Annotated in this window: 15 protein-coding genes; 5 read left to right on the top strand and 10 right to left on the bottom strand. The window is 39.0% G+C overall.

Annotated elements, in window-relative coordinates; genetic code table 11:
* Positions 1–260: 260 nt before the first annotated feature.
* The 4 genes from PN471_RS15820 to pilM form a co-directional block, all read right to left on the bottom strand.
* Positions 261–2,582, bottom strand: a complete 2,322-nt coding sequence (locus tag PN471_RS15820) for a type IV pilus secretin family protein (protein WP_271777670.1) — start codon at positions 2,580–2,582, stop codon at positions 261–263.
* Between the two features lie 134 nt (positions 2,583–2,716).
* Positions 2,717–3,478, bottom strand: coding sequence for a pilus assembly protein PilO (locus PN471_RS15815; RefSeq protein ID WP_271777669.1), 762 nt, complete (start codon positions 3,476–3,478; stop codon positions 2,717–2,719).
* Entirely contained in the window at positions 3,475–4,275 is an 801-nt protein-coding gene (locus PN471_RS15810; protein ID WP_271777668.1) for a PilN domain-containing protein, read from the bottom strand. Before PN471_RS15810 ends, PN471_RS15815 begins: the two co-directional genes overlap by 4 nt.
* Before the next feature lies 1 nt (position 4,276).
* On the bottom strand, positions 4,277–5,386 hold the full coding sequence (gene pilM / locus PN471_RS15805; RefSeq protein ID WP_271777667.1) for a type IV pilus assembly protein PilM: 1,110 nt from the start codon (positions 5,384–5,386) through the stop codon (positions 4,277–4,279).
* Between the two features lie 168 nt (positions 5,387–5,554).
* On the opposite strand from pilM, the gene PN471_RS15800 reads away from it, so the two are divergent.
* A complete protein-coding gene (locus PN471_RS15800; RefSeq protein ID WP_271777671.1) occupies positions 5,555–6,853 on the top strand; it encodes an ABC transporter substrate-binding protein in 1,299 nt (432 codons plus the stop codon).
* Between the two features lie 175 nt (positions 6,854–7,028).
* On the opposite strand, the gene PN471_RS15795 is transcribed toward PN471_RS15800, so the two are convergent.
* Complete coding sequence (locus PN471_RS15795) at positions 7,029–7,487, bottom strand: DUF4079 domain-containing protein (RefSeq protein WP_271777666.1); 459 nt, start codon at positions 7,485–7,487, stop codon at positions 7,029–7,031.
* A 127-nt stretch (positions 7,488–7,614) separates the two neighbouring features.
* Here PN471_RS15795 and PN471_RS15790 point away from each other — a divergent pair, with 127 nt between their 5' ends.
* From PN471_RS15790 to PN471_RS15775, 4 genes are all read left to right on the top strand, one after another.
* Entirely contained in the window at positions 7,615–8,220 is a 606-nt protein-coding gene (locus PN471_RS15790) for a TIGR02466 family protein (RefSeq protein ID WP_271777665.1), read from the top strand.
* Between the two features lie 192 nt (positions 8,221–8,412).
* Positions 8,413–10,668, top strand: coding sequence for a DUF839 domain-containing protein (locus tag PN471_RS15785; protein ID WP_271777664.1), 2,256 nt, complete (start codon positions 8,413–8,415; stop codon positions 10,666–10,668).
* A gap of 317 nt (positions 10,669–10,985) precedes the next feature.
* Positions 10,986–13,301, top strand: a complete 2,316-nt coding sequence (locus PN471_RS15780) for an alkaline phosphatase (RefSeq protein ID WP_271777663.1) — start codon at positions 10,986–10,988, stop codon at positions 13,299–13,301.
* 85 nt (positions 13,302–13,386) lie between these two features.
* A complete protein-coding gene (locus PN471_RS15775) occupies positions 13,387–13,638 on the top strand; it encodes a hypothetical protein (RefSeq protein WP_271777662.1) in 252 nt (83 codons plus the stop codon).
* 202 nt (positions 13,639–13,840) lie between these two features.
* Here PN471_RS15775 and PN471_RS15770 read toward each other — a convergent pair whose 3' ends face one another.
* The 5 genes from PN471_RS15770 to PN471_RS15750 form a co-directional block, all read right to left on the bottom strand.
* Positions 13,841–14,389: a Uma2 family endonuclease gene (locus tag PN471_RS15770; RefSeq protein WP_271777661.1), complete on the bottom strand. Its 549-nt coding sequence runs from the start codon at positions 14,387–14,389 to the stop codon at positions 13,841–13,843.
* 235 nt (positions 14,390–14,624) lie between these two features.
* Entirely contained in the window at positions 14,625–15,359 is a 735-nt protein-coding gene (locus PN471_RS15765; RefSeq protein ID WP_271777660.1) for a Uma2 family endonuclease, read from the bottom strand.
* Positions 15,360–15,410: 51 nt separating this feature from the next.
* Positions 15,411–15,986, bottom strand: a complete 576-nt coding sequence (locus tag PN471_RS15760; protein WP_271777659.1) for a Uma2 family endonuclease — start codon at positions 15,984–15,986, stop codon at positions 15,411–15,413.
* A gap of 308 nt (positions 15,987–16,294) precedes the next feature.
* The gene (locus PN471_RS15755) at positions 16,295–17,428 is read right to left on the bottom strand and encodes a hypothetical protein (protein ID WP_271777658.1); all 1,134 of its coding nucleotides are present in this window, start codon (positions 17,426–17,428) and stop codon (positions 16,295–16,297) included.
* 68 nt (positions 17,429–17,496) lie between these two features.
* Positions 17,497–20,910: a molecular chaperone gene (locus tag PN471_RS15750; protein WP_271777657.1), complete on the bottom strand. Its 3,414-nt coding sequence runs from the start codon at positions 20,908–20,910 to the stop codon at positions 17,497–17,499.
* Positions 20,911–21,124 lie beyond the last annotated feature (214 nt).

The following is a 21,124-nucleotide window of genomic DNA, read 5'->3' as shown; positions in this document are numbered from 1 at the left end:
GAAGAATAAGAAAGTGTTCGTTTCCTCCATGTTCCCTTCCTTCGTGCTACGCACATTAGTCAGGGAACTGTCGTCAACTCACGCGCCATTCATCCCACGCTCCTAAGAGTGAGACGTGGGGCTTCTGTCGGTTAAGCTAAGTAGGTGAACCGAAAAATTTAAAGGTATGTGAAGAAAAGTAAAATCGCCCAAAACTTTCTTCCTGTTCTCAGTTAAGAGTTCCCTTGCCCCAACGACAATTTTTAACGCCAACCTACTTACTAGCGAGGCTGAACCTTCAACCCCCGACGTTCTAAGATTTGCCGTATCTGGGGACTGGGTGTGTAATTATAACCATAGCTAGAACGCTCTGAGTCATCCATAACTTGAGGTGTGAGTAAGACAATTACCTCTCTGCGCTCATTAGTTCTATTGGTTTTTCTGAACAGCGCACCTAGCAGGGGAATATCACCCAAAATAGGCAGTTTAGAAACAGTTGTCCGGTCTTGATCCTGGATAATACCTGAGAGAATAAGTGTTTGACCGTCTCGTAAGCGAATTGTACCGGAAGTAATGGCGCGAGTAGAAACTAAAATGATTTGGCCATTACCTGTGTCTGCCGTACCAGCAGGAGATTTAACCTGCGGAGCAACTTGTAAAGACACAAAACCATTATCATCAATTCTTTCTACTACTACAGCAAGTTTAAGCCCTATAGGTTCTTTTGTTATCTTTCTATCTTCTCTAGAGCCTCCGGGAGTGTCAGTTACAGTTCTTGTTATATCTCCTATAACGTCCTGCGTTAGTTGTACATCAGCAGTTTGGCCTTCTTGGACAATTAGGGTTGGGTCGGTCAAAATCTTGGCATTGCCACTTTGTACTTGTGCTGTCAAACTAGCCAGAAACTTTTTAGGGAACTGGTATAAAGTGGGCAAACTGTAAGTATATTTAGGGGGAGTTTCAGCAGTTCCTTCAGTAAATTCTGTCAACCCTGGTTGTGTTGGATTAGAGTTTATCCCCGCACTAGGTAGTCCTGTCGTTGGATTTGTTTGGTTGAGAAAAATATTTGCACTACTCAGTGGATTAGTAGCAGTAGGAGTCCCAGCAATAATATTTGACACATCAGCGGCACTAGCAGGCTTAGAACCACCGAAATTGAAACTTGCTGCACCACCATCATTTGTAAAGAAGTTATTACCGACCCCAAAAGAAAAACTGGTGTTGTAACCTTGGGTTCCGGCAAGGTTAACATCAATTATTTTGACATTAATTACCACTTGACGACGGCGTAGATCAAGGGGAACTATTTGAGACATTGCCATTTCAACTAACTTAGGAGTTCCAATCAACGTAAGAGTATTAGTTCTTTCGTCCCCTGATACTTGTAAACCTCTGAGTAAAGGAATTGAGTCAATAAATTTAATCCGTTGAGCGACAAGACCAGTATCTGTCGCAGACTCTGATTTCTTTCCTTCTTCTTTACCAATTACCTCTGTAGTGACCCTAGTTATCTTAGGTTCAGCACTAACAGCACTTTCCGCACCTAAATTAACTAAAATCCTTAAAACTTCTTTTACCTTTGCTTGGTTAAGTCTTAAGTTACGCATAACGATATCACGAGTAGTATTAGGCAATTTAGTTCCCACAAAAATAGTGCGCCCACTGCGATTAGCCTCTAAACCACTTAGACGCAGGACATAATTAAATACATCTTGTACAGGTTCATTCTCTATATCTATGGATATTTTCTCGTATGTAATTGGTTTGTCAGTGTCACCAGTGTTTTGAGTTGATGTGCTAGTTGTCTTATCATCTCCTCCCTGTCCAACATAAGCCAAATTCAGCCCCGCAGCCCGCGCTAACAGTGATAAAACTTCTCTCACGGGTGCATCACGTAATACCAACCGGGGAACTCGTTCTTGAGTACCTAAATCAATTACTGTGGGTGATGTATCAATATTCGATTGGGTAATATCTCCTACTGGTGGAGCGACGGCTCTGGGTAAGAAAGGGGGGGCTTGGTTATAAGGTTGATTTGGTCCTGCGGATTGGGCAATTTTACCGTCAATGGTGACTTGGGGGTTAGGGACTAGGACATCTGGACGTTTACCGGGTTCGGGTTTAGATTCAGGTGTGGTAGCTGGGGCTGCTGATACTTTTTCTGTAGGCTTAGTGGCGGTTGATGCTGTTGAATTTGTGGTGGTGGTAAAGCCAAGGGTAAGATTATTATCTTTTCGGATGACGGGCTGATTGCTGGGTGCATCATCAATACCTGTGACTATCACCCGAATGCTATTAGCATCTAATTGTTTAACTTCAATAATCTTGATGCCCGGTGCGGGGTTTTCTTGACGGAAGTTATCACCTTTGGGTAGACGCAGTTGGGTATTAATTACATCTGCAATTAAGGATTTGTCTTTTTTAGTTGTAAATACTTGGGGGCGATCGCCAGCAGCAGTTTTTAAAATGACACTGATTCCGCCTTCAATGGGATTGAGTTTGACATCAGTAATTTGTGTTAATTGTCCCAGGACTGGTTGGGCGGCTAAGAGTACACAAGCCGCTGCACTTGATACGAAAACACTATTATGAAACTGTTTCACAGTTCATTCCTCACATAAAATAAAAGTCTAAATTGTCACGTATAGCAGGGAATTGGGAATTGGGAATTGGGAGAATATTTCATTTTGCCTATTGCCTATTGCCTATTGCCTCTTGCCTCTTACCTCAAGTTTGATTATTTTTTCGGTGTTGCTGCTGTTTTAGCGGCTAAATTAGTTATTTCTTCGGTAGTTAGTGGCATTAAAGCTTCTAGGGCAAAAGTTGTTGTCAGTTTACCGATACCAATTGGTACAGGGTTATCTTTATCATCGGACATTTCTGGTGTAGATAATCTAGACTCATAGTTTTTAACTAACAATAAAGGCTGTAATCGCTCAATGTTTCGTATGATTGATTGGGTTTGTTCAAAATCCCCTTCAATGTCCACAGTGATAATACTATATTTGAGTTTATTGTTAACTTCTACCCCAAAACTGCCATCTTCTACGAGAACAGGTTTTTCAGAGGTCGGGACAAATCTTTTTAGTTTGGCTCTAATGGCATTACCAGAAGCTTTACCATTACTGGAATCTATTAAGCGACTGGTATCTAGTAATAGAGTATCCAAACTTTTTTCATCTGCAAATAAAGCTAGAATTTGTTGTTGTTGTTGTTTAGCTTCGGTTAAATTGGCTTCTATTTTAACGATTTGTTGAGATTGGGTTTTCTTTTGATTAACTTCTGTTTGCAGTTGATCTCGTTTGGTTTGCAGTTGTTGATAGGTATCCCAAGCGGGAAGGGCAATGTTCAATAGCATATAACCTGCACCTGCTACACCTAGGAAGCCGACTAAACCACCAATAATAGTTGGTGTTAAGGTGACACCAAAAACAACAAGACCAGAATTTTGAATCTCTGTACCTTGATTGGGGAAATTTAAATCATCACTGAATGTCATTGGGCAATGACTCCTACTTTTTTGATATTGCGAAGTCTATCTACTAGTCCGACTGTACCTTTTTTCTCTAATTCTTGAATTAAATCAGATGCTGGCACATTACTTAAACCTGTTTTAATAGTGTATTTAACTACTTGAATGGGTTTAATTTTTAGATCAGATTTATCAGTTTTTGGGGGAAGAAATCCTGTTATGGCTGGTGCATCTATTAATTCTGCTGTGATGATTCTGGTTTCTTCTTTATTGAAAAATTTAGATTGTCCTAGACTTAGGGCAAAATCGTTAACTAAGGGATAGGAAATAGCAAAACCAGAAATTTCCAAAAATCCAGCGGTGTTGGTGTTGTTGGGGGTGGTGGCAGCTACGGCATCTTTACCAGGGAGAGGGGGGGCAATTTGCTTAATGGTTTCGATTTGCACTTTGTTAGGAATGCGATCGCGCAAATCCTGTAACATTGCTGACCAAGGACGTATTTGATCGAACACTGTTACTAAGGCTTTATTTTGGCTATTAATGTTGGCTGTTTCTGCTTTGATTTTGGCAATGTTGGCTATTCTGCTATCTAAGCTCTTACCTTCCTCCTCTAACTTGGTGATTTCTTGGGTTAATTCAGCGGTTTTCCCTTCCAGGATGGATAAACCAATAAATATTAAACCTGGGAATACTAAACCTATTGCCACTCCTAGATAAACTGGGATTAAATTCCCTAGTTGAATAGGTTGTTTTTGAACTTTCCTTGCGGTTTGCTGGTGATATTCTGGACGATCTTTAAGAAAGTTAATATCTAAACTGTACATTTTATAATACCCCTCGCATTCCTAAACCCAGGATAATACCCAACCCAGGACGTTTAATTAAAGGATATTTTTCGGCATCCACCTCCAAAGACAAGGAAGTAATTGGATCTATTTGGGTGGTTGGTAAACTCAATCTTTGCGTAAAAAACTCGTCAATTTGTTGTATTCCTCCTCCAGGACCTGCTAAAAGAATCTGTGCGACTTCCAGATTTTCACTTTGATTGAGGTAAAAATCAATGGAACGGCGCAGTTCATCGGCTAATTCTCCCAAAACTCTCAACATAGAAGCCATGCCAGGATTACTACCTGTTACCCCAGAATTGATTGCATCTGGTGAGGTTGTGGGAATAGTCATGCTCTCCAACATATCCATATCCCGTGATGTGGGTAGGTTCATGGCTTTTGACAGTGCTGATTGTAGTTGATAAGTTCCAATTGGCACTGTTCGAGAAAATTGTGGCACACCATTGATAATGATGGCAATTTCTGTACTGTCAAATTCAATATCAACTAATACGGCTGCTTCTTCTGGGCCAAATAGCCGCAGTTGATCACGGATAGTGCGAATGAGGGCAAAACTGTTAATTTCTAAGATATCAACGGCTAATCCTGCCTGTTCAAAGGTATTCAAATAGGTCTGTGTGACATCTTTACGAGTCGCCACTAATAATACCTGTACTTTCTCAATGCCGTCTTCGTCTATAAAGTGCCCAAGTTTTTGATAATCAACATCAGCTTCTTGGCGGTCATAGGGCAAATATAAGCAGGCTTCATTGTTAAGTACCATTTCTCGCAATTCTTGGTCATCTAATTCTGAGGGGACGGGAATTAAGCGAACGATCGCATCTCTTCCTGGAATACAAGTAGCTACCCGTGTAGCTTTGATTTTGCTTTGGGCGATCGCTTCTTGAATGATTTCGGACATTCCTGGAGAATCAGTAATTTTACCATCAATAAATATACCCTCTGGTACTGGTAAGGTTGTCAAAGATTCAATTTTTAAGTTTTGGCGTTGTTTGCGTAGTTGGACTACGTTCACCCGTTCCGGTGCTAGTTCAATCCCAATACCTTTATTGGATTTATCAAAGAAACTAGTAAAGGCTTTAACCACTGTTTTACCCGTTAGATTACAAAAATAAGGAGTCAGGAATCAGGATGAAGAAAGAAAGAGGGAAGAAGAAAGAAGGAAGAAAATTACCCATTACCTATTACCCATTACCATAATTGATATATCCTTTGCTTACCAAGATTAATTCTAAAAATACTACCACCTACGATGATGATTCGATTGCCAAAATTTAAACAACTGTTTTGTTTAGCATTACTAGGCTTCTTTGCTAGCTGGATTGTTAGTTGTAGCACAAGTAATGTTAATAATAATCCCAAACCCGCGGCTGCTGGGGTTGCCACCATTGAGTTTTGGACAATGCAACTCCAACCGCAATTTACCGACTATTTCCAAGGTCTGATTCAGACATTTGAATCACAAAACCCAAGTATCAAAGTTAAATGGGTAGATGTGCCTTGGTCGGCAATGGAGAACAAGATTTTAACAGCAGTCTCAGCAAAAACGCCACCAGATGTTGTTAACCTTAATCCTGACTTTGCGTCCCAATTAGCAGGTAAAAATGCTTGGTTAGATTTAGATGCTAAAGTTCCCAGTCAAGTCCGTTCTACCTATTTACCAAATATCTGGCAAGCAAGTAGCCTCAATGGTAAGAGTTTTGGGATTCCTTGGTATCTCACCACGCGACTAACTATTTATAACACCGATTTGTTAAAACAAGGGGGTATGACAAAACCTCCTGCCACTTACGCAGAATTAGGGCAAGCAGCACAACAAATTAAGGATAAAACTGGTAAGTATGCAATATTCGCTACTTTTGTCCCCCAGGACTCTGGTGAGGTACTGGAATCTTTGGTACAAATGGGTGTCACCCTTGTTAATGCTGAAGGTAAAGCCGGTTTTAATACCCCGCAAGGAAAAGCTGCTTTTCAATATTGGGTAGATTTGTATAAAAAAGGTTTGTTACCCAAGGAGTCTTTAACTCAAGGGCATCGTCATGCTATAGATTTATACCAGTCTGGAGAGACAGCTTTTTTAGCTTCTGGTCCTGAATTTCTGAAAACTATTGCCAATAATGCTCCCAAGGTTGCCCAAGCTTCGGCAATTGCGCCACAAATTACGGGTGATACTGGTAAGAAAAATGTTGCCGTGATGAATATAGTTATTCCTCGTGATAGTAAATATCCTGATCAGGCTGTGAAGTTCGCTTTATTTGTTACAAATGATGAAAACCAATTAGCCTTTGCTAAAGCTGCTAATGTGCTACCTTCTACAGTTAAGGCTTTGTCTGATACTTATTTTCAGGAAGTTCCTATTAATGCTACGTGGGCGGAAAAAGGGCGGGTGATTAGTGCGGCACAATTAAAACAAGCGGAGGTATTAACCCCCAAACTCAAAGATTCTAAACTTTTGCAAAAATCAATTTACGAAAATTTACAGGCGGCAATGTTAGGACAAAAGACTGTAGATAAAGCTGTGGAGGATGCGGCGCAGCAGTGGGATAATAGGTGATTGGGAGATACAGGGATATTCGGTAAGCGTAAAGCTCAGTGGCTATTTTGGGGATGATTTTGTCTGAATCAGGATATCCAGGATTTTCAGGATTTTTAGGATTGACAGGATAAATTATTTGTGTGTGGTCTGCACAATTTCCCAGTCATAACAGAAGCATGGTGGAAACTGAGAATTAAGGCAAATACTTTTGTACCACTGTCCAACCGCTGAAGGATACCCAAGCAAATCCTAATAGTAAGCAGAAATTACACCCAAGATGTAATGGTCTAGCCCAAGGTTTTATGGTACTAATTTGAGTGGCACTAAAGGCGGATACTAAAACTAAGATGACGACTATTAACCCAGCGACTAAATGTGGTGAATGTCCTAGTGAACCGAAGTGTCCTAATGTACCAACAATGCCAACGGCTAGGAGTAGTAATACTAGACTAACCATAGTTATGCCGATTATATAATGGAGCGATCGCACTTGCTGACGATACCAAGGCAATAGAATACCTAAGGATTCTGGGTTTGTTCTGACCCGTAACATCCAAATACCAGTTATGGCTAAAAATAAATAGGCTAGTAAAGATAATCCCATTGACCAAGCGGCTATTTTCCATAACCATAGAAAGGAAGGTAGGTGCATACAACAGTTCAGTTCAGGAAAGTTACTTATTGAGCTTAACAGGACTTGAGCTTTTTTTGTATTTAGCTGTCCATGTTTTCTACCACGCTACAACGTTCACAAATTACTATAAACGTAAATTAAAATTATGGCTGGTTCTAGAAATGATTGGTTTCCTACATCTGTATGGCATTTTTCTCTAGAAAATTATCAACAATTAAATCCTCCACTCTTAGAAACTATCTATGGGGAAGAACGTCGGGATAGTCAGGGTGAAAAGTGGTCAAATATACTAGGATGGCATAGTGCGGACAGGTTGCATGAAATGGATAGTTTTAATAACCTGGTACAAATCATTAATGAAAATGTCTTGGAAGTTGCCACCTTTTTACAATGGGATTTACAAAAGTTTAGCCTCAAAATTACAACTTGCTGGGCAATTATTAATCGTAAACTTGCTTCAAATTCTGTACATAATCATCCAAACTCAATTTTAAGTGGAGTTTATTATCTGAAAACTCCTGAAAATTGTGGTGGCATATTTTTCTCTGATCCGCGACCAGCTTCACAGATGATTATACCACCTTCCATAGAGTTTAATCTTTGGAATTTTCCCAAAATAACTTATAAAGCACGGGAAGGGACAATGTTAATATTTCCTAGTTGGCTGCTACATGGTGTAGAAATAAATGTGAGTGATGAGGATCGGGTGTGTATTAGTTTTAATATTGGCATAGTGCCGATCAATAGATAATCTTTTTTTAATCTAAAATTAACTTCAACTTCTAGAAAAATTTTTAATTAATAAATAGCTAAACCATAGTGCCTTCTTAACCTCTGTGTGAGAATTTTATGAAAGCTAATATTCATATTCGGTAAATATAGGTTTCCCTAAATTTACCAAGCATTGATTCAGTAAGCATTACAAAGAAAATCGAAAGACTTTATGGCTATATCATTCGATACAACCCAACCGTCTCAAGTAAAAGGATTAAACGGTTACACAGTTGACCCAATTTTTACAGTTGGCGACAAAATTGGCGACTATGTTCCTGCGGGGATTCTTGACGGTATTGGGGCTTACTCACTCAACGACACAACCGTTCGTTTATTAGTTGTTAATGAGGTAGGGGCTACTGATGGTTATAAGTACACCCTGAAAAATGGTACACAACTCCCCGGCGCAAGAGTTAACTATTTTGATGTTGACAAGCGCACATTGCAAATCGTTGATGCTGGATTAGCCCATGACACCATTATCAACCGCAAAGGTGAAGTTGTTGATGCTGCTGCTGACTTAGAATTTGGTGGTATTCAACGTTTTTGTTCTGCGGCTTTGTTTGAAGCCAATCAGTTTGGTGCAGGTATTGGTCTAGCAGACCGCATTTTCTTCAGTGGTGAAGAAACCTATGGTGGGACACAATTTGCCTTAGATACCAAAACCAATGTCTTATATACTCTTCCTTGGTTTGGTCGGGCTGCATGGGAAAACGTCACCGAGTTGAACACAGGCCGCACTGATAAAGTTGCTTTTTTAATTGGTGATGATCGCGGACCTGCACCTCTAATCCTCTATGTTGGTGACAAAAATGCCAAGAATGATGGTAGTTTCCTAGACCGGAATGGACTTGGAAAAGGCAAGCTTTTTGTTTGGGTTGCGGATGACCCCAGTAATGCTACTGATGCGATCGAAGCTGATCCTAGAGACTTCAAAGGTACAAACAACTCTACCGTTGGTAAGTTTGTAGAGATCAAATATTATGACCCTACTCTTGCTAATACTGCTGTTGATGGTCCAGACTCAGATACCAGCATTCAAAATGAACTTGGTTATGATGCTCAAGGCTTTGCCACTCAAGCACAGCAAGATAAATTAGCCGCAGATGTCAAAGCATTCTTGTTTTCTCGTCCTGAAGATTTATCTACCAATCCTAAAGACGGTACACAAGTAGTCCTAGCTTCCACAGGACGTGAAAGTATATTTGGTGGTGTAGATACCTATGGAACGACCTATAAGATTGATATTGACTTCAATAATATCAATACTGGTGACATCTCAGCCAAAATAGACATTCTCTTTGATGGTAACACAACCAAAGATGCCAGTCTCCGTAACCCTGATAACCTGGATTGGGCTGATGATGGCAAAATCTACATTAACGAAGATCGGGCTGCTACCGCAGCTATTTTTGCAGGAACATCCAAAGAAGAAGCTTCTATTTGGAGAATTGATCCTTCAGTTGCTGATCCTTCCTCAACCCTGACCCGAATTGGTCAGGTAGATCGTACTGCTCTTCCAGCAACTCAAACTGACTCTAGCCCCACTGATATCGGTAACTGGGAAACTTCCGGTATCCTTGATGTTTCTACTCTGTTTGGTAATGCTCCTGGTACACAGTTTATATTTGATGTTCAAGCCCATAGTCTTCTGAATGGTTCAATCATTACGGCCACAAATATTGATGGTAATGGTGATGGAACTAAAACTAGACAAGAAAACCTGGTTGAAGGTGGTCAGTTATCTTTCTTGATTGCGCCTAATGCCAATTTGATTCAGGATACACAATTCCATGCTGGTACACCTAATGCCGATACAATTGTAGCCAAGCAAACTCCTGGCTTTGGTGGTGTTAACGATGTCGTGTTTAGTGGTGCTGGTAATGACGAGATTGATAGTGCGGCTGCGGGCGCTCTTGCCAGCAATAACATTATTGACAGTGGTAGTGGCAATGATACCGTGTTTTTAGCCAATGGCGATCGCGCTTTTGGTAGTGATGGTAATGATACATTTTTCGGAGATGAAGCCAGTAATTTCCGTGCCTCCGGTGGTGCTGGTAATGATTTCTTCTTCCTGGGTAATGGTTCTAATGGTCGTGCCTTGGGTGGTGATGGTAATGATACCTTTGAAATCGGTCTTGGTGGTGGTCACACCCTATCTGGTGGTGCTGGCGCTGACCAATTCTGGATTGTTTTTGGTGAATTAACCAAAGCTACTAACACCATTCTAGATTTCCAAATTGGTACTGATTTAATTGGTATTTCTGGCGCTGCCAAATTAGGTATCACTACTGCAAATCTAACTTTGACTCAAGTTGGTGCTGATACTGCGGTTATCTTTGGTAGTCAAACTTTAGCTACTTTAACTGGTATTCAAGCCAGCGCTTTGAGTGTGGCTAATCCTAATCAGTTCCTTCTGGTTTAATTCAAGCTGGGATTTCATAGTAATTACTGATAACTAAATACCTTGGCAGGACTTGATATTTTTCGAGGTTTTGCCAAGGTTTTTTAACTTTTGAATATTGTGGCTAAGTTTGAGAAATTGATAGTCTTCTTACCTCAACCAAGTTATAAAACGGATTTTTTAATCAAAAGATTATTAAGCCATAGTTCCATCTTAACCTTCGCGTGAGAACTTGATGAAAGGTAATATTCATATTCAGGTAAGTTAAGTCTTCCTTCAATTTGCCAGACCCGAACTTATTCATTCAGTAGTAATTGCAAAAGGAATTAAGGTGTTTTATGGCTAAGAATACAATTATCATGATCGGCGACGGTTTGGGTTGGGAAATGGCACGTGCAGCTGCCATTTACAAGCAAATCCGTGAAGGCAAGACTGGCGAAACTCTAAGTGAATTTTATACATCTGGTAAAGGAACAGGGCTTAATTTCCAAACATTAACAGGCTACACCTATGCCACTACCTACGGAACCACAATTGCCGGTACAGATGGAGTTTTTAATGCTGGAATTTCTGCCCTCAATGGTGCTACCTTCACTACTCCTACAGGTACTGCTCCTATCCGTACAGGGTTTGCATTCAATCCCACCTTTAACCCTGGAACTACGCCTAATGGTGGTGCAAAAGTTAGCGATGGTGTAGTTGGCAACCTCGTCGGTTACGACCCAGTCAAAGGTGGTATAAATCCTTGGACACCAGGTACTGATTCTGGCTATATTAAGAACAGCTATCCCGATTCTGCCAACACTGCTACCACCCTTTACTCAGGCGTTAAGAGTTATAACGGTGCTATTGGCGTTGATATTTTTGAAAAGCCTGTTGAAAGTATTCTTTCTAGAGCGGCATCCCTTGGTAAGTCAACTGGTCTAGTCACATCTGTTCCTATTGACCACGCCACCCCTGCTGCCGCTGCTGCAAATGTAAATAATCGCAACAAGTTTGATGGTGACTTACCTGCATTAGACAATATCTTGCAGCAAGAACTGCGTATTTTCCAACCAACTGTACTACTTGGTGGTGGACACCCTCTTTCTGCTCCTGGGGATTTGTTACCAGCAGGTGTTGAGCCAAACCGAGATAACACTTACATCAGACCATCAACTTATAAAGAATTAAGTACCAAGCCCACAACTAACATCTACGACTATACCTTCTTGGAACGGGGTGCAAATGCGGCTCAGACCTTAGCAAATACGGCTGCTCAACTTGATCCAGAAAAAGGCGATCGCCTCCTTGGTTTATATGGCGCTCGTGGTCAAAATGGTAACTTACCAGTGAGTTCTGCTGATGGTGATTATAGCACCACTGGTTTAGATATGTTTTCTGTAAATACCACTAAGGGATTGAAGCAGGACACTACTAGACCGCTTCTTTCCGGAGAAACGGATGCGTCATTTATTGCCAAAGAACGCAACGAAAACCCAACTCTTGACGACCTAACCAAAGCAGCTTTATCTGTCTTAGGTAAAGACCCGGATGGTCTATGGCTGATGATTGAAGGTGGTGATATAGACTGGGCTGCCCACGATAACAACATTGATAACCTGATTGGTACAGTTTTAGACTTCGACAAAGCAGTTGGATCTGTGATCAATTGGATTAACCAAAATGGTGGTTGGGCTGATAACGAATTGATTATTACTGCTGACCACGATCATTACCTCAATCTTACTAATGACTTCCCCGCACTGCTCAGAACAAAGGGCGCTGAACAATTGACTGCGATTGACACAATTGCTGAATCTGGTAACTTCTGGGGAAATAGTGCCACTGACAAATACAACTGGGGAAGCCACACCAACCGTCCTGTGCCTGTCTACTATCAGGGTGTTGATTCCCCAACATTGACTAATTCAATCGGTCAAGGTTTTGATGCCTACGGCTTTAAAATTCCTGGTCTTGCTAATGCGGTGGATCAAGTTAACATTGCTCAAACCATGTTTGCCTCAGTAACTGAAGTCAATCAGGAAAACTTTGTTGCTGGAACTACTGGCGCAGATACCTTGATTGCACTTCAAAATATAGATGGGGTTCAAGACACTGTATTTAGTGGTGCAGGAAACGATGAAGTGGATTTAGCATTCAATAACAATGCTCGTAACAACATTATTGACACTGGTAGCGGTAACGATAAGTTATACGTTAGTCGCAACGACGTAGCCTTCGGTAGTGATGGCAATGATGAATTTGATGCTAGAGATGGCAAAGGTGAGAATCGGATATCTGGTGGCGCTGGTGATGATACTTTCTATTTAGGTAGCAATGACCGGGCATTAGGTGGTAGTGGTAACGATAAATTCTTTGTTGGTTTAGGTGGTGGCAACCTGTTATCTGGTGGTGCTGGTGCTGACCAATTCTGGATTGTCAACGCTGAACTACCAAAAGCTACTAACACAATTCTAGATTTCCAAATTGGTACTGATGTAATTGGTATTTCTGGCGCTGCCAAATTAGGTATCACTACTGCAAATCTAACTTTGACTCAAGTTGGCGCTGATACTGCGGTTATCTTTGGTAGTCAAACTTTAGCCACTTTAACTGGTATTCAAGCCAGTGCTTTGAGTGTGGCTAATCCTAATCAGTTCCTTCTGGTTTAATTCAAGCTGGGACTTCATAGTAATTACTGATAACTAAATACCTTGGCAGGACTTGATATTTTTCGAGGTTTTGCCAAGGCTGTTTATGATGATAGGTGTTAGGAATCATGGAGTCAAAGGGGAATTATTTGTAGGTGAATTAATCAGATTTGGGGATAGTTTCACAGCCACAATAGGTATTGCAGTTGCTACAATTAAAAATGCAATAGATAAAATCACCGCAACTGGTTTACCTTCAGATGTGACTAACACTGTCATAATGTTTTTGATTTGTAGGGTAGAATTTAAAATCATTAGTCAAGATTTATTGGGAGAGAAGATATTATCAGACAATTAGAGGAACTTTGGCTCAGAGGTATTCAACTCCAATCTGTCGTCATTTAACGTGAGTTCGATGAACCTCACCCCAACCCCTCTCCGCGTCAGAGAGGAGCTTATTAGTTTGTTTTTGGCTACATATAATCAAGTTTTAAGCCTCTCCCCGTTGCGGGGAGAGGTTTGGAGAGGGGTTATATAAATTTCGTCGAACTCACGTTGTCTTAACCCAATAATTCATCTACTGCAATATTAAAACCTGTTAGTATAGTTTGAGTCCTCACTATTTCACCAGCAATAAATACAAGACGTTGATTTTTAGTAATTACAATAATCCACCGATTTTCAGGAAAAACTAACCAAACTTCCTCACTTCCTGATTGCAAATATTCTTGAGATTTAGCAATTATATCCTCTGCTAAATCTGTAGGGGAAATTATTTCTGCTAGGAGGGGAAAACTTTGGGGTAAAACAGCAGGTTCACCAAACTGCTGTATCAATTCTGGCGTAATATAAGCAACATCAGGACGACGGCCTTGTTGATTTGTGCGACAGGGTGCTTCTGTATACACTTCTCCACCTTGACCACTAGAATCTTTGTAACTTCTCCAGTAAAAGTATAAATTACCCTGTATGCGGCTATGTTTCAGTGTCACTTCTTCTTTCTCCAATAATTCCCCATTTACCCATTCTGTACCCTCTGGGGAACTTTGCATCCAATCTTCTAGGGAATAATTTTTTAATACATCTTCTTTAATTGGTGTCATTACCATAATCATCTATTCTCCTTTTTAATACATATATTATTAATATTATGACTCAAAATAGAATTTTTATACATTTTCTCAATCCAATCCTGTTCATCCTTTAATCCTGTACTTTTTGTAATTAGTATTTATGAATGCAAATTTAATAACCTGCAATTCTTATTTAAGCTGGAATGGTGCGTTACGCTGTCGCTAACACACCCTACTTTTGCTACTTTTGCTAAAAATCATTAAATCAGATTTAAATACTATCAGGATCTACACCCAAAGCCTTTAACTTTTCTGCTAATAATTGAGCGCGTGCCTCGGCATTTTTGGTGCGTGATTCGGCATTTTTAGCTCGTTCTTCTGCGGCTTTTGCGAGTTCATCACCAGTTAGTAAAATATTACCATTTTGATCACACCAACGCAACCAAGAATCATTTCTACCTTCAAATTCTCCAGTCCATAAAGTTACTCCTAAACCAATATCTTCTAACCAGTTATTTGTAGTTTCTATATAACGTCTACCTTGGAGAGTATAAATTCTGAGAATGTCTTCTCCTAAATTTTGATGTGGGTCATAGACAATATAGTAAGAAACTCGCATTTTTTCATAAGTTTGCAACTTTTTATCTAGTTCTGCACCTTCTCGATTTGATACAATTTCAATCACAACTTCTGGTGATTTACCAAATTTCCAAACTAGATAACAACGATTTTGTTTTTCCCACCAGTTTTGCGGAGTTTGTACATCAAAACTAACAAATACATCAGGAACTATCGCAGGTTCACCATAAGTATGGTAAACACCAACATTAGCTGCTGCTAAAAAAATCTGATTTTGTAAAGAACTGTAAAGAGAACCGACTAAAAGGCGTTGTTGTTTGGCAGATGCAAAATTATCCACAGGTGTATCATCTTCAGTGACTAGCAGGTTGGCATCTGGTACATCACAATCATCAATTTCAGTTTTGATGAGAAGTTGGTCAATCATGATTGTATCCACTAGTTGAGGTATGGAAATTATAACACTTTACTTGAGATTTTAATAACAATCTAAACTCAAACTAAATCCTGGTAATATCTCTTCTCCTAATAATTCTGTAGGCAAATCTCGCAATTCCGCATCTTTTCCTAAACGATAAATTTCTATTTGTTGCTGTTGAGGATTTATTAACCATCCCAGTTTCACTCCTGCATCTATATATTCTTGCATTTTCTGACGCAGAGTTTTTAAATCATCTGTTGCTGACCTTAATTCAATGACAAAATCCGGTGCAATGGGGGGAAATTTGCATTTTTGTTCGGGGGTGAGTGCTTCCCAACGTTCTTTTTTAATCCAAGCTGCATCTGGAGAGCGATCGCTACCATTGGGTAATTTAAATATAGTGGAAGAACTAAAGGTGTAACCGAGTCCTGTTTGACGATTCCAAATACCTAAATCTATAATAAATTCTGCTTCTCGATTGCCGCTTTCTCCTCCCACTGGTGGCATAATAATTAATTCTCCGGTAGATGTGCGTTCAAATTTTAAATCGCTGTTTTTTTGACATAGTTGATAAAACTGTTCATCGGTAAAATTAACTGTGTTGAAGTTTAGTTTTAAAGGAGTGATAACCATACAAATAACCTGGTTAGTGATGGTGATAAATATATTATAGTATTAAGGGTGGGGAAACCCCGCCCCTACAGTTAATTTCTATTAACCCCCTTCCTTACAAGGCAATGGGGGTTTTAAAGCATCCTCTAAGACCAGATAGCAACGTTTGAAACTCCTACCTAATCACCATTATGGGTGTTACTAATAGCGTAAAGATGATAAGTGCAATGCGATCGCCATTTACTTTTCTTCACATACCTTTAAATTTTTTGGTTCACCTACTTAGCGTTATTTGTGAGAAATATAAGGAAAATTTGAACAAAGTTCTTCTAGCGCAAAGTGCGAAATATCACCCTTCCTGGATACTGTTGCTGATTAATTTTGGCATAGACTCGCAAACAAGTTAATACCTCGCCAGGATTACCACCATAGTCTAATTGTAGGTCATCTTTAGAAAATTCACAAACATCAGCATACAGTCCTGATAATTGTTTGATTCGGACTTCATTACCTGCTTTAACTGCTTTATCAGCGGCTTTTTTTAACAGATGTCGAGATTCTTTTTGTAATTTTCCCCACCAAGAATAACGTTCAGATGGAGGGATAAATACTAAGGAATGAATGGCTTCATCCATGTCAATCCAAGCACATAAATTAAGGACTGTATCAATATTTTCATTTATTTTTTGGATGCGGTGCAAGCGATCGCTTAAAGCATCAATATATTGATGACGTTGTTCCAACTTGGCAGATAAAGAAACCACATCAAAGCTAAAAACACTTTTTAAAGCATGATGTAAGTCTGGATCTATTTCTATAAACTTAATATATAAAAGTAAAAATCCGGCGATTAAATATAAATTATCGGCAAGATGAGTTTGGGAAATTTCTGAATTTATCAAAGCTGTTTGAGATAAACATAGTCCTTTAGCTTGAACTGTACCACTCAACCCCGGATAAATAATTTCATCACGTACAAATGGCAATTCATCCAGATTGATATTATCTACAACTGCACCTGCTTCCTGTGCTAATTCTAAAGCCTTATGTCGCCAAGATATCGCTACATCTTCAGGAACTCGCAATAGTTTCCTATGAATTTCGTTCCATATCTCTGCATCAGTTTGACCTTGAATATGACAATTACCTAAATAAGAATTTAATTCTGAATTGTTATTAAAAATTTCTTTTAATTGTAATAATTTTAATTCATTTGTTAATTCAAGTTGTTTTAGATCCCCTTTCAGATCCCCGACTTCTTCAAGAAGTCGGGGATCTGAGAATGATGGTTCTAATAATTGATGAAGTTCTTGTAGAAGTTCTTCGCATACCTGACATCCCGTATCAAATGGATATTCTTGATTTGCTTTTGTTAAAGTTGCAGCTAATCCATATAAATTAAACCGCAATATTTTGGCTAATTCTGAGTTTTCTATAGTTAATAGTTTATGTAGATTCTGCATAATCTTATCAGGATGAAAATAAAAGATTTTAGATCCCCGACTTCTTCAAGAAGTCGGGGATCTTGAACTTAATGAATACCGCAAAAAGGATCACGTTCTTTATCAACTTCATTGGGTTGTAATTCCAATTCAGCACGATAAACACATCCTTCTTGTTCAAGACATTCTTGATTATTAGATGTCCAATAAGGAACTGCACCAGCGTGCATTCTTAATATGCCTGTATTATCAAGAGTGACATGATATTGACAGGGATAATCTGTGATAATATCTGGTTTACTGAGTGTACCAATCAGAAGCCATTTTTTAGTATTTGTCTCACTATCAGTTTGATAAATGTAGAAAGTATGTTGACCACTTTGAGGAAATGATGGCAAAGGTTTACTAATTAATCCTGTTCCTGGTTGCTTCACACCATCTTGCAAATAATGAAATATTTCCATTGATTTATTTTCATGATTATCAACGGCAAATACTAAATGATAAGCATGAGGTTGATCAACTGTGGCAGATTCTAAAACATTGACAGCAATATCACCATCATTTAAGTTGTGTTGGTGGTTTTCTACAGCGATATTCCACTTTAAATTACCATCAGTAAACAAGGCATTTTCAGTAGATTTAGATATGACTGAATTAATATCAATACCAACCACGTCTATTAAATAATGGGGATTACCTCGACATAGTAAAATACTAAATTGTAAAGCTTGGTCAATCTCAAATTGGACTTTGATTTTTTTGAGAAATTCCTGTTCTTCCATGCCCAACTTATCCATCAATATTTTACCGTCGAAACTACCCCACAGACGAAAAGTTCCATTTTCATAATCTTGACGATGGATAATATTAGTTAATTGTATCCCCTGCCAAGGTGTCCGCACTTTAGCAACGGTGTCCCAGGGTGCAAGCTGATATAGTTCTTGTCCAGCACTAAAAATGGCTAAGGGGTCGTTACTTTGAGTTTTGCGTTTGAAGTTGCAAGGAAGATAATAAAACAGGTTTTTGACATCAATTTCTAATTGATTTGCACCTTTGCGTAATAGACTTTTAGATTCTTCAGGATCAAACCGAAAACGGCGCAGTTTTTCGGCATAACAAGCACCAGCGGAAGTAGCAAGTTTAGTAAATTCTAAAACAAAAGTAATTCGTTCGGGATTCCAAACAAAATAAGGTGATTGACTAAATTCTTCGTAAATTTGTTGTTGCACAAGATCAAGACTACAAGTTTTTCCAGAAAGAATTAACCAATCTACTTTTTGATTAGGTTCTGAACTAAGACGGCTTTCTATTAAACCTTTGGCAATCCCAATTGCTTCTTTAATTGACGAAGTTACTGCCCGTTCAAATTGCTGATGATCTAAAGTTAAATAAATAGATTCAGGACTTCTAACTTGAAATTTAACAGCACTTTGGGCAAGCAGTTCGCCAATTTGTTGTTCATTTAAAGTGAAGGTTAATAAAGAACCATCTGTGGTTGTTTTTTGTCCTAATTTAAGTTTGGCGGCTTCTGCATGATCCCACAATGTGTAAAAGGTTTGTAAGCGTTGGGGTGCTTGTTGCCAACGAGTTGGTAAGACTTTTTCGGCAGTGTCTAGGGCATCTTTAAAAGCAACGTCACCTTCAGGATTTTCTTTATCTATACATTTTAATAAACTACCAGTTTTAAATTTTCCATCTTCTAAAAAACGGTCGTTTAATTCGGAGTTAATTAAGTCTTCTAATTTATCGCTTTCGATGTCACCTGTAGTGACTGCGGTGAGAAGAAAATCAGAAATTGCTACTTTCAATAAACGGAAAATTCGTAAAGTAATTAATTCACCACCTAATTGTAAATGTCCTGAAGAACCTAATAATTTGGGGGTAAGTTTGTAGTAACGTCCGCCTAAACCTCGATCTTCATTATCTGCAAAAAATGGAGTTTTATCTTCGAGGGTAAGTTCAATTAAAGCTAAGTCAGTTGTACCGCCACCAATATCTAAAACCAGGACATTTTGTGACCATTTATTCCCATTTTGACGACAGCGAGTTTTAAAAGATTCAATGCCAATATTCAGATTTCCGCCAAATTCTCGCCACAGGAAAAAGATAGCGACAGACACAGCTTCATCATAGGCAGTTTGGACATCATCAATGCCTAATTCCTGTACCAATTGCTTGATTTCTTTGCGAACTACGGGAGGGGCAACGGTGGGATAGGTAACAACTGCTGTTAAAAAATCGCCTTCCGAAAATCTGCGTCTAGCCCGTTGGCGATAATCTTCTGTTAATTCAATTAATTGCGCCCAAGCTGCTTGAATGAGGCGATTAACTTGAATGTTTTCTTCATCTTCTTCTAAGATAATGGGGAAAGATCGATCTTGTCCAAAATAGCGTTTGGGTGAATGGTGAAATCTGCTAATAATTTCTTTGACTGCAACAGTTGTGCCTTGGGCTATGGCTTTCTTTCTATTATCTCTTGCGTCTCTACCCATGCGTAGTTTTAAGGGGATTAATTGCGATACTTCCATTTCACTGGGAATTTCTGTACTGCGCCGGTCAATATCTAAAACTACAGGAATTAAATTTTGTGATTCTAATGTGGGAACACGAAAAACTTCATGATATATCGCATAAAGTTTTTTACTAACAGCCCGCCGAAATCTATCACTCGTTCCTAGACATAATTCAATTTGCCGAATTGCTTCTAAAAATAATTCTTTGTTATCGCTTTCAAAAATTTCACTTAATTGATCTGATTCTATTTCTAAGTTTTTGCTAATGTCAACTAGGAATTTTTCCCACTCACCACTACTAACATCTGGTAAGGCTAAATCTGGGGAGGAATTGAACCATTCCGCCATGCGTTCTCTTAATCTCAATTCTTGTTCTCTGGGTAAAACTTCGGCAATGGGAACTTCTATGGGGTCAAAAAGTGTCACTGTAGAGTTAGAAGTACCAAAATCTAAAGCTAACCAACCAGGAAATCTTTTTCTTGGTTTTTCGTTGAGTTTTTCACTGAGTTGTTGACTTAAATTATGCAAATAGTGATCAAACTGTGAAGTATTCATGGGTGGATGATTTTGTGTAGATGAACTTGATGATGTTTGTAAATTGGGTATAAACCAAAGATCACATTCAGCACATACATGATTAGATATGGACAAATTTGGGTTTCCCGTAGCGTCAGAATCAAAATATTCGACAATTACCTTTAAGATACAATCAACTATGGTGGTTAAAGGTGCATCTAACTGACAGGGGTTTTGTCCTAATCGGGAAATATTATAAATTTTTTTGGGTGTATCTGAGTGAAATTGTCTGTAGCTGTTTTGAATTTTTGCTGCTAATTCATTTGGTGTACCTCTGACTATGCAGGTAATCCGAGAAATGTGGGGAATGTTGCTTTTAATAGGGACTATTTGGATAGTGGGTAGATGCAACTGTGCGTTTTCTTTCATACCTAATTTAAAGCTAGGTAGAAGCTGAATTTCCACAGGCATTTTTGATGTTCCTTTTTTTGTTTTGTTTGTTAATATTTCATTGATAGTGCATTTCCCTAAATTGATTTGATAACTAAGTAGGTAGGTAAAAATAAATAGAACTATGTTAAGTAACTTAACAGATTCTGAAATTTGCTCGTAGTTAGGGCTTTAGCCCTACTTTCAGGTCTAAAGACCTTACTACAAACCTTTAATTATTTACGTTACTCTACTT

The sequence above is a fragment of the Aphanizomenon sp. CS-733/32 genome, from assembly GCF_028330045.1.
In the GTDB taxonomy this organism is placed as follows: Bacteria; Cyanobacteriota; Cyanobacteriia; order Cyanobacteriales; family Nostocaceae; genus Dolichospermum; species Dolichospermum gracile.
Note: the sequence above shows the minus strand (reverse complement) of the source record. Positions and strands in the feature narration are given on the sequence as shown.